This is a genomic window from Nitrosomonas sp. Nm34 (assembly GCF_900113925.1).
GTDB lineage: Bacteria > Pseudomonadota > Gammaproteobacteria > Burkholderiales > Nitrosomonadaceae > Nitrosomonas.
In genome coordinates, this window is record NZ_FORD01000035.1 from 18,152 (window position 1) to 27,876 (window position 9,725).

At 47.4% G+C, this 9,725-nt stretch carries 9 protein-coding genes; 3 read left to right on the forward strand and 6 right to left on the reverse strand.

All coding sequences use genetic code 11. The features are described 5' to 3' along the window. Positions 1–177: 177 nt before the first annotated feature. Positions 178–546 (forward strand): Mth938-like domain-containing protein, encoded by a 369-nt coding sequence (locus BM283_RS12445; RefSeq protein WP_090693598.1) that lies wholly within the window; start codon positions 178–180, stop codon positions 544–546. A 38-nt stretch (positions 547–584) separates the two neighbouring features. Here BM283_RS12445 and BM283_RS12450 read toward each other — a convergent pair whose 3' ends face one another. Genes BM283_RS12450 through kdpF form a run of 6 tightly spaced genes read right to left on the reverse strand, consistent with a single transcriptional unit; the run spans position 585 to position 8,490 of the window. Further along, positions 585–1,268, reverse strand: a complete 684-nt coding sequence (locus tag BM283_RS12450; RefSeq protein ID WP_090693601.1) for a response regulator — start codon at positions 1,266–1,268, stop codon at positions 585–587. After that, positions 1,265–3,940, reverse strand: coding sequence for a sensor histidine kinase (locus BM283_RS12455; protein WP_368086436.1), 2,676 nt, complete (start codon positions 3,938–3,940; stop codon positions 1,265–1,267). Before BM283_RS12455 ends, BM283_RS12450 begins: the two co-directional genes overlap by 4 nt. Beyond that, on the reverse strand, positions 3,937–4,512 hold the full coding sequence (gene kdpC, locus BM283_RS12460; protein ID WP_090693612.1) for a potassium-transporting ATPase subunit KdpC: 576 nt from the start codon (positions 4,510–4,512) through the stop codon (positions 3,937–3,939). Before kdpC ends, BM283_RS12455 begins: the two co-directional genes overlap by 4 nt. Positions 4,513–4,531: 19 nt before the next feature. Then, complete coding sequence (gene kdpB, locus BM283_RS12465) at positions 4,532–6,595, reverse strand: potassium-transporting ATPase subunit KdpB (protein ID WP_090693604.1); 2,064 nt, start codon at positions 6,593–6,595, stop codon at positions 4,532–4,534. 18 nt (positions 6,596–6,613) lie between these two features. Next, positions 6,614–8,401, reverse strand: a complete 1,788-nt coding sequence (kdpA, locus tag BM283_RS12470; RefSeq protein WP_090693606.1) for a potassium-transporting ATPase subunit KdpA — start codon at positions 8,399–8,401, stop codon at positions 6,614–6,616. Further along, positions 8,398–8,490 carry a K(+)-transporting ATPase subunit F gene (gene kdpF, locus BM283_RS20605; protein WP_090693608.1) on the reverse strand — a complete coding sequence of 31 codons (93 nt, stop codon included), beginning with the start codon at positions 8,488–8,490 and terminating at the stop codon, positions 8,398–8,400. Before kdpF ends, kdpA begins: the two co-directional genes overlap by 4 nt. Before the next feature lie 326 nt (positions 8,491–8,816). Here kdpF and BM283_RS12480 point away from each other — a divergent pair, with 326 nt between their 5' ends. Both BM283_RS12480 and BM283_RS19500 read left to right on the forward strand, forming a co-directional pair. Further along, positions 8,817–9,101: a helix-turn-helix domain-containing protein gene (locus tag BM283_RS12480; protein WP_175492128.1), complete on the forward strand. Its 285-nt coding sequence runs from the start codon at positions 8,817–8,819 to the stop codon at positions 9,099–9,101. A 19-nt stretch (positions 9,102–9,120) separates the two neighbouring features. Next, positions 9,121–9,725, forward strand: a 605-nt coding sequence (locus tag BM283_RS19500; protein ID WP_217646518.1) for an IS630 transposase-related protein, incomplete at its 3' end; no start/stop codon positions are given.

Genomic DNA, 9,725 nt, shown 5'->3' on the forward strand with positions numbered 1-9,725 from the left:
TGTTACCTGACCCATATATTTTTGCAAAAAAGTAAAATAAAAAAACGCTAAATTTTTTATTGATAACTACTTGCTGCGCACTCGTTCAACAACGCAATCAACTGAAAATAATTTTTAAATATATTCTATTGGATAAAGAACAGATTCTTTATCGATCAATAAGCAGGAGGTTTTGCCTTGAAGCTACATCTTTCAGAGCATGAAGGAATCAATATTTTCACCGGTTACGGGGAAGGCTATGTCACGATTAATCAAGTCCCTTATGAGCATAATTTAATCGTACTGCCAGATCACATTATCGAGAACTGGCAAATACAAAGTATAGAGCAGTTGGAAGCAGCCCATTTTGACAGCATACGACCCTTTCAACCAGAAATCATTTTACTCGGAACCGGGACAACACTGCGTTTTCCTGATCGTAAGTTGATGAAAGCGATGGTTTCTTCAGGGATTGGATTAGAAGTGATGGATACCCAGGCTGGCTGCCGAACTTATAATATTTTATCTGCAGAAGGCCGTCGTGTGGCTGCGGCGTTGATAATCTAGCTTAGAAATTGGATTGGCAAGTAAGCATCTTTTTTATCTTATATTAACCGATAGCCTACACCAAGTTCAGTAAGCAGAAATTCAGGCTGAGCTGGATTATGTTCTAGCTTTTGTCGCAAGTGCCCCATATAGATGCGCAGATAATGTGAGCGTTCTGAATAATTGGGCCCCCACACTGCCAGCATAAGTTGATTATGGGCGATGACACGTCCGCGCGCACTGATAAGCGTGAGCAGTAATCGATATTCAATCGGTGTGAGGTGCACCTCTTTACCAGCACGTGTTACGGTATGGGCTGCAAGATCAACGATGACATCGCCAAAGTGGACTATAGGGTCGCCTTGATTTTCATCGTATTGTCGTCGCCGTAAATGGGCCCGAACACGGGCGATCAGTTCCGGTGTGCCGAATGGTTTAGTTAAATAATCATCAGCGCCTATGTTGAGTGCTGCTACTTCTTCTTCTTCGCGGTCACGGGCAGATAACACAATAATAGGCTTTTCCGACCAACCACGAATTTGCCGGATCACTTCCTTTCCTTCTAAATCAGGTAAGCCAAGATCAATGATGAGGAGATCTGGTTGCCTGGTTGAGGCTTCAATTAATCCACGTGTACCATTATCTGCTTCTAAGACATCAAAATTTTCTGCTTCCAGTGCTAGTCGTACGAAACGACGAATTTGATTTTCATCTTCAATGATCAAAATGCGAGGTATTTTCATTGCAGCTCTTCTGGCATGGGAACGATACCCAAGGGTAGTGCCACAGTGAAGCGGGCTCCACCATCCACTCGATTTTCTGCAGAAATCTTTCCACCATGAGCTTCTACAATTGCTTTACAAATAGCCAAGCCAAGACCAATGCCAGGTTTGTTGGATTCGGTTTCTCCACGTACGAATTTATCAAATATCTTGGTTTCCTGGCCGGGAGGCAAACCAGGTCCGTTATCTTCGACCAAAATAGTCATTTCATTATTCGCAGCAGCGGCGGAAATCGCAATCATACTGCCACTAGGTGTAAACTTGACGGCATTATCCAGCAGATTGACGATGACGCGTTGCATTAAAATTGGGTCACACTCACATAAGGGTAAGTTAGGAGGAACTGAAATGATGAGTTTGTTTTTAGCCAGCGAACGTTCAAGTTGCATGCATGCGCTGCCAACAATCTCCTCTATTGATTGCCAATCTTTTTTCAACTCCATACCACTAGTCTGCAGTCGCGCCATATCGAGTAGGTTTGTGATCAATCCAGTCATTTGTTGCGCCTCGTTCTGAATAGCAAGGGCAAGCTCCTTTTGGGAATTTTCTGGTAGGCTGCTGTCCGCAAGTGTACTGGCCAACCCCACCATAGCAGTTAATGGAGTACGCAAATCATGCGAGATTGCTGAAAGGAGTAAATTACGCAATCGCTCTGCCTCCATTGAAACCAATGCGTCCTGTGCGACCTCCACATAGTGGATGCGTTCCAAAGCCAATGCAATTTGGGCTGCAAAGGCATCGAGCAAGCGTTTTTCCTCAGGTTGATTAAGAAAAAGCAAATCCTTGGCTTCTATAACGAGCACGCCACGTGTGCGTATCGGAGCTTTAAGCGGGATGTAGTGTGAAGCGGCTGCAGATAACGTCTGTGTTCCAAAGCCAGCAGGTAATTCATGATCATAAACCCATTGCGCAACAGCAGTATCGATTGCCGGTTGAGAGGGCGAGGTGCCTGCTACTTTGATTCTTTCCTCGCTACTGGGTAGGAGCACCGCTACTGCTGAATTAAATATTCCACTTACATGCCGGTTTGCAATCTCGACTACTTGCTCGATGGTTAATGCGCCAGACAGTTCTTTGGAAAGGGCTGCTAATGCTTGAGCGCGCCGTTCCCGTCGATTGGCAATGGTTGCTTCGAATCGTAGTTTTGCCGCAAGTTGTCCGATGATGATGGCAACCACTAGCATTAAGGTAAAAGTGAATAAATATTGTATATCGGAAACAGCGAATGAGAATCGTGGAGGAACAAAGAAAAAATCGAACAGCAAGACAGACAATGCTGCTGCCCATACGCCCGGACCCCGACCGAATTTGAGTGAAATACCCACAACAGTCAATAAAAATACCATGACGACATTCGATAAATCGAATATGCGCAACAAAACAGCGGCCAATGTAGTCGTTATTCCACATGAAATTGTAGCCCAAGCATAATTTTGCCATTTAGTCGTGTTCAGATTGAATTCCCGCTTCTTAATGCGAGTAAGTTTTTCATCTTCCTTACCTACCAGATAGATATCGATATCGGGCGCAAATCGAGCAAGCGTATCAACAAAACGTGGACGCCAATGCTGATACCAAGCTAGTTCTCTTGGATGGCCAATGACCAGTTTGCTGGCGTTTTGGCTTTGTGCATAAGCAACCAATGTGGCGATCAAATCACTACCAGCTAGCGTTATTGTTTCTGCACCAAGTTCTTCAGCCAGCTTGAGGTGATCAAGAATGCGTTGCCGATCAGTTTTGGCGAGACGTTGCAATGCTGGTGTTTCAATATAGACGGCGAGCCAGCCGGCCTTTAGCTCATTGGCCAGGCGAGCGGCACTCCGCACTAGCTTATTACTCAGGGGACCTGGGCCAATACAGGCAATAATGCGTTCACGTGTCTGCCAAACATTGGTAATGGCATGATCTGCACGGTAAGCCCGCATTTGAGAATCAACACGATCAGCTGTGCGCCTCAAGGCAAGTTCGCGCAATGCAATCAGATTGCCCTTGCGAAAAAAATTTTTGGCAGCATGCTCAATTTGCTCAGGCACATAGACTTTTCCTTCTTTAAGCCGTTCCAATAACTCGTCAGGTGGCAAATCCACCAATGTTACATCATCTGCGCCGTCGAAAAAGCGATCGGGCACGGTTTCCCAGACACGGATGCCGGTAATACTACCCACCACATCATTCAAACTTTCAAGATGTTGTATGTTCAGGGTGGTATAGACATCAATCCCATTTGCCAGGAGCTCGTCGACATCCTGCCAGCGTTTTGCGTGCCTTGAACCTTGAATGTTTGTGTGCGCCAGTTCATCAACGATGATTAACTGTGATGCCCGCTGCAAGGCGGCATCGAGATCGAACTCGGCAAGCGATTTTCCCCGGTATTCGATTTTATGCAATGGCAATAGAGGAAGATTCTCCAGTAGCTTTATAGTTTCGTTGCGTCCATGGGTTTCAGCCACACCGATAACGACATCGACTCCCTCAGCTAACCGTTGCTGGGCAGCATTGAGCATGGCGTATGTTTTACCCACGCCGGCGCAAGCGCCAATGAAGATTTTTAGCTTGCCACGCTGGGCAGCCATTTCCTCTTTTTTGATTTCCGCTAACAACTGATCTGGATTGGGGCGTTCATCGATCATCATTTTTGCAATTCCTCAAGAGCCAAGTTAAGGCGTAAAACATTGACACGAGAATCACCCCATATACCCCACTGTGGCGTTTCAATTGATCGATCAACCAATGATTGGACTGTCGCCACATCGATACCACGTGCTGCTGCAACGCGTTCGACCTGGTAATACGCTGCGGCAGGTGAAATATGTGGATCCAGTCCACTCGCAGAGGTGGTGACAAGATCTGTTGGAATTTTATCCTCTTTGCCTGGGTGACTCGCACGCAGTTTTTGTATACGTTCACTGACTGACTTTATCAATGCGGGATTAGTTGGCCCAAGATTTGAACCGCCAGAATTTGCCGCATTGTAGGGCATTGGAGAGGTTGCGGAGGGCCGACTCCAGAAGAAAGTAGGCTCAGAAAAATTCTGTCCAATGAGGATTGAGCCGATCATTTCATCACCACGCTTCAGCAAGCTACCAGCAGCCTGCTCTGGAAAAGCGATTTGCGCAATGCCGGTGACTGCCAGTGGGTAAAGCAAACCTGTGACGAGCGATATCAAAATAAATAACGTAATGGCTGGACGAATGAGGTTCTTCATCATCACTTCTGGATTATGGTTAAGCGAGGTCAAAAAGACCTAACATGACATCAATCAGTTTGATGCCGATAAATGGAACAACTAAACCACCCAGACCATAAATCAGCAAATTTCTGCGTAATAGCGAAGCAGCACCCAGCGCCTGATATTTCACACCTTTGAGCGCCAGTGGAATCAGGAACACAATAATGATCGCGTTGAAGATGACTGCGGCCAGAATGGCCGAGGAGGGCGTATTCAGATGCATGATATCGAGCATCTTTAATTGTGGGTAAGTGGCAGCAAATGCCGCCGGAATGATGGCGAAAAATTTAGCGACATCATTCGCAACGGAGAAGGTTGTCAACGCCCCGCGCGTCATTAACATTTGCTTACCGGTTTCGACAATTTCAATGAGTTTGGTTGGATTGGAATCGAGATCAACCATATTGCCTGCCTCTTTTGCCGCCTGTGTACCCGAGTTCATACTGACGGCAACGTCGGCTTGTGCGAGAGCGGGCGCATCATTGGTGCCATCGCCAGTCATGGCAACCAATCGCCCCTGTGCCTGGTATTCCCGTATCAACCGAAGTTTGTCTTCAGGGGTGGCTTCAGCGAGAAAGTCATCAACACCTGCCTCAGCAGCAATCGCAGCAGCAGTTAAGCGATTGTCACCGGTAATCATCACTGCTTTGATACCCATTTTCCGTAACTCGCTAAAACGCTCTCTGATGCCGCCTTTGACAATATCCTTGAGTTCAATCACCCCGAGCACGCGCGCACCATCGGCCACGACCAAAAGCGTGCTACCACGTCTTGATGCTTGATCAACCAAAATTTCGACGCTTTCCGGGAAGGCACTGCCCAAACTTTCGATATGGGTGCGAATCGCATCTACTGCGCCTTTTCTAATCTTGCGATCACCGAGGTCTACACCAGACATCCGCGTGTGGGCAGTAAAAGGAATGAATAACGCATCGTGCAATTTACGCCCACGCAAGCCAAACTTCTCTTTCGTTAACACGACGATGGATCGACCTTCCGGCGTTTCATCGGCAAGCGAGGCCAGTTGGGCCGCATCGACTAATTCTTTGATCGGAATATTGGGGGCAGGCAGAAAAGCCGATGCCTGGCGATTTCCCAAGGTGATTGTTCCTGTCTTATCTAGCAGTAATACATCGACATCACCTGCTGCTTCGACCGCTCGCCCTGAAGTGGCGATGACATTGACCTGCATCATCCGGCTCATGCCGGCTACGCCAATCGCTGACAGCAAACCACCGATTGTCGTTGGAATCAGGCAGACTAGAAGCGCTACTAAGACGGTAATGGATGCCGGTAAACCCGATTCTGCCGATTCGACGCTGTAGATCGAAAACGGTAATAGCGTTACGCACACAAATAGAAATATCAATGTGAGTGCAACCAGTAAAATAGTTAGCGCAATCTCATTAGGTGTTTTCTTACGCTTAGCGCTTTCTACCATCGAAATCATACGATCCAGGAATGCCTCTCCCGGATTGGCTGTCACGCGAACTACCAGCCAATCCGATAGAATGCGTGTACCGCCCGTAACGGCTGAAAAGTCACCGCCTGATTCGCGGATAACAGGGGCGGATTCGCCTGTGATGGCGGATTCATCAACAGACGCGACCCCCTCAATAACCTCGCCATCAGCGGGAATGAAATCGCCTGCTTCAATGAGCATGATATCGCCCTTCCGTAACGAGATGGAGTCAATCGTGGTAATCTTTGCGTTGCGTCTGGGTTCAGCCAATTTTTTTGCAACAATATTCCTGCGGCTGCTACGCAGGGCTGCTGCTTGAGCTTTGCCGCGACCTTCAGCGAGCGCTTCAGCAAAATTGGCAAATAAAACGGTAAACCATAGCCATGCAGCTATCGTGAAAATGAAGCCTGCTGGCGCTTCGCCCTGGCCTGCTAGGGCATCGATACCCAGTATCGTCGTTACAATGCTGCCGACCCAGACGACAAACATGACCGGATTGCGCCATTGCGCCTGGGGAGTAAGTTTCTTGAACGCATTGATGAGTGCTGGCTTAATCAATACTGGATCGAATAAAGAAAGGGTGCGTGTCTTTTTCATAGTAAGCGCTCCTGATCGTTAGCGAGCAAACAATTGCAAATGTTCGACAATGGGACCCAGTGCCAGTGCGGGGATGTAGTTGAGCGCCCCAATGATGAGCACGGTGCTGATGAGCAATACGACAAATAAGGGGCCATGTGTTGGCATTGTTCCACTGGTTACTGCAAGCTTAGGTTTTGCTGCCAATTTACCAGCGATGGCCAACACCGGAATAATGGCGCCGAATCGCCCAAACCACATTGCAACAGCAAGCAGAGTGTTGTAAAAGGGAATGTTGGCAGAAAGCCCTGCGAACGCAGAACCATTGTTGTTCGCGGCCGAAGTGAATGCATACAATACTTCGGAAAACCCATGTGCACCCGGGTTAGCCATACCTGCCTTGCCTACTTCAGTAACAACAGCGATGGCGGCACCACCGAGCACTAGCAATGGTACAACTAGAATCGCGATCGACACCATCTTCATCTCGAATGCTTCGATCTTCTTACCCAAATATTCCGGTGTGCGTCCGATCATCAAGCCTGATAAAAAAACGGCGAGAATGGCGAATATGAGTATCCCATATAATCCCGAACCGACGCCACCGAACACGACCTCACCCAGCATCATCAGCCACATCGGAATTAAACCTCCCAAGGGCAGATAACTGTCGTGCATAGAATTAACCGCTCCACAAGAGGCGGCTGTCGTGACTGTCGCAAATAGCGCGGAAGAAATGACGCCAAATCGAGTTTCTTTGCCTTCGAGATTGCCCATTGAATCATCAACCCCCAGTTGAGTAATGAGGGGATTCGAATGGGATTCTGACCATAAAGCCACTGTTGCCATCATCATAAATAGAACGGTCATCGCGGCAACCATCGCCCAACCCTGCCGCTGGTCTCCAACCATCTGACCAAAGGCGAAGCATAGTGCGGTTGGAATCAGGAGAATACTGATCATTTCCAGGAAATTAGTGAGCGGCGTCGGATTTTCGAAAGGGTGCGCTGAATTGGCATTGAAGAAACCCCCACCATTAGTTCCGAGCAGCTTAATCGCTTCCTGCGAGGCAACAGGCCCCATTGCAATGGATTGCTTATCTGTTTTAATTGCTTCCATGAGCACGTTTCCTTGATCATCTTGCAAAGGTAAACCATTAAGATCCTTTTTCGGTGCAGCATATTCAAGCGGCTCTAACAGCTTGACATCTTGATAAGGTTTGAAGTTTTGAATGACTCCCTGGCTTACCAGAATTAATGCGAATACAAAAGACAGTGGCAAAAGGACAAAGAATATTGAACGTGATAAATCGATCCATGCATTGCCAATACCCGTAGCATTCCTTCGCATAAAGCCCCGAATCAGTGCAATAACAATTGCAATACCGGTTGCCGCTGATGCGAAATTCTGCACCGTCAAAGCGAGCATCTGTGTCAGATAACTCATCGTCGATTCGCCACCATAGCCTTGCCAGTTGGTATTGGTGACAAACGATATTGCAGTATTGAAGGCTGAATCTGGAGAAATAGCCCCAAATGCTTGCGGGTTCAGCGGTAATCCACTTTGCAAACGCTGCAAAGCATAAACAACAAATACGCCCAGAACATTGAATAGCAGGATAGCGGCTGCATAACGCCACCATGGCATATCTTCTGCTGGGTTGGCGCCAATGAAGCGATAGAATCTATGCTCAAAATTATCCAGCCAAACAAAGCGTTGCGTGAGTTGCCCATCAAAAACACTGGTGAGATAGCGACCTAAAGGCCAAGCGACTATGAACAGCACTACAAGGTATAAACCGATTTGTATCCCAGGTGATGTGTTCATATAACCTCCTCGGCGTTAAATAAGGCGTAAAGTAAGTAGATAAACAATAAAAAGGCAATGATGCCGGTTAGCCAATAAATCCAATTCATTTTTTATTCTCCAGGTAATGGCAGCCGGTGATTAATCCGATACATAACACAGCAAACAAAATGACAAGACTGAGATAAATAAGATCCATATTCTTACCCCCAAAGCTCTTTAGTTTTATAACCCATGCAGTATGTTCAATTGCGTGTAAAAGAGGGCTTGAATTAGCATGCTATAACGTAAAAATAGCGTAAAAATTTGATGAGCTTGGCTTCTGCAAATCCGGTTTGATAGAGGAAGCTGGCTAACTAGTACTTAGTTTCATTAAAACATACACATATTTAACAGTATGAGCCATAACCCCCTGTTCGATAACGGGAGAGCAAACATGGCAAGAAAAAGTGGGCGAGGAAGACTGGCACTATCGGTAGAAGAGCGTGAGCGATTGAGGCAGCTATCAGGTTCGCGCACGGCACCCAAACGAGAAGTAGAACGGGCACATATGCTATTACGCTACGCGGATGGAGCAGATATTGCGGGGATTGCCAGGGAAATAAAGGTTACACGTGCAACAGTTTACAAATGCATCGATAAGGCCTTGGCTGCGGGGGTGGACAGGACTAAAAGACAAATACCATCGGCCGAAGGAACCTCATATAGCATAACCAGATAATTTTGATTATAATGTAAAGATGGCATATTCATTAGATTACCGCCGTAAAGTCCTGTCTGTCCGAAAGAAAGAAGGACTTACGATAGCCGGGGTGGCGGCCCGTTTTGATGTTGGCGTGGCCAGCGTGACGCGCTGGGTTAAGAGCATCCATCGTAAACCTCAAGGGTTTTGCCAGCGCAAGATTGATCTTGAAGTATTGCGGCAGGATGTTCGTGATTATCCTGATGCTTATCAGTACGAGCGGGCAAAACGTTTGGGTGTAGCGCAGAATGCTATTTTTCTGGCGCGCCAGAAGCTTGACATCACCTATAAAAAAACTCTGAAGCATCCCAAAGCAGACGCAAACGCACGGCGCATCTTCCAGGAGAAGATCGCCGCTTATGAAGCTGCAGGCCGGCCCATTGTCTACATTGATGAAAGTGGCTTTGCCCATGATGCGCCGCGCACTCATGGTTATACACCTGCTGGTCAGAGATGCCATGACACCCATGACTGGCATGCGCCAGGTCGTATCAACGCGATTGGCGCCCTGATCGGAAAGCTATTGCTCACCGTCAGCCTGTTTGCACTCAATATCAATGCGGATGTGTTTCACGAATGGGCGATGCAGGACCTGTTGCCTGA